This is a genomic window from Haloferax profundi (assembly GCF_001469865.1).
In the GTDB taxonomy this organism is placed as follows: domain Archaea; phylum Halobacteriota; class Halobacteria; order Halobacteriales; family Haloferacaceae; genus Haloferax; species Haloferax profundi.
The window spans coordinates 1-792 of sequence record NZ_LOPV01000052.1 but is presented as its reverse complement, the minus strand read 5'-3'; the positions used below and the strand labels follow the sequence as shown (position 1 = coordinate 792).

Below are 792 nucleotides of genomic sequence, written 5' to 3'. Positions count from 1 at the left end.
GAGGTAGATATACTCTATTGAATATAAACTCCCTAACTCGATAATCCTCAAAATCCGACAGTCGTGTGGTTAACCCGAATCTGCTTCTTAAATGATCTGTTGAACAGTTTCCGATGCTAATAGCAATTCGGATACTTGTCGAATACAGGGCCCGAGCGTGCTAGACTCATACGGACTACTCAGAGCCCCGGTTACTAAGTCGTGTTTGGGGCAGTGTTGGTTTCATACGTCATGTCCGGCGACTCTCGAATAACACTCCTGCGAGTGAGTCGGAAGAATCAGTGATGACCTCACCCTCTGTCTGTGTCACACCATTCTTGTCTGATTATATTCACTTCAACAGGACAGGTATTCGCTAGGTCATTCGGGGTTCTCGTCGACAACACCAAGAATCGACTGTGCAACCGATCGAATCCGGTTGAGTCGCTCGAACACTGAGTCTGCATCTTCTCCAGCCCACGCCGCAAGGTAGAACGCCGATTTGCTCACGTCAAGGCCGAAGTGTCGACCGACGAGGTACGCAACCGCTTCTGCTTCGACCTCACGCTTCGCTCGTTCAGGGAGATTCGACCGGTCTGGGTGCAGTAGACCATGTGCAAACTCGTGGATGAGTGTCGTCGCCATGTCGGCGTCATTCGACCGTTCTCGCACCTTGATATGAGGTCGGCCACGCTTGGAGAACTCACAGACGCCACGCGCAGCGCCGTGCCTCCAGTCTGATGGGTGGACGATACTCACGTCGAGTGCGAGCGAGTCTGCTGCCGAACATAGTCTGTCGACCAAGTCGCCTGC

Annotated in this window: 1 protein-coding gene; it reads right to left on the bottom strand. The window is 52.8% G+C overall.

Annotation, left to right across the window (positions count from 1 at the left end; genetic code table 11):
- Nucleotides 1-360 precede the first annotated feature (360 nt).
- Nucleotides 361-792: ImmA/IrrE family metallo-endopeptidase (locus AUR66_RS03175; RefSeq protein WP_157532974.1), on the bottom strand; the 432-nt coding region annotated here is incomplete at its 5' end.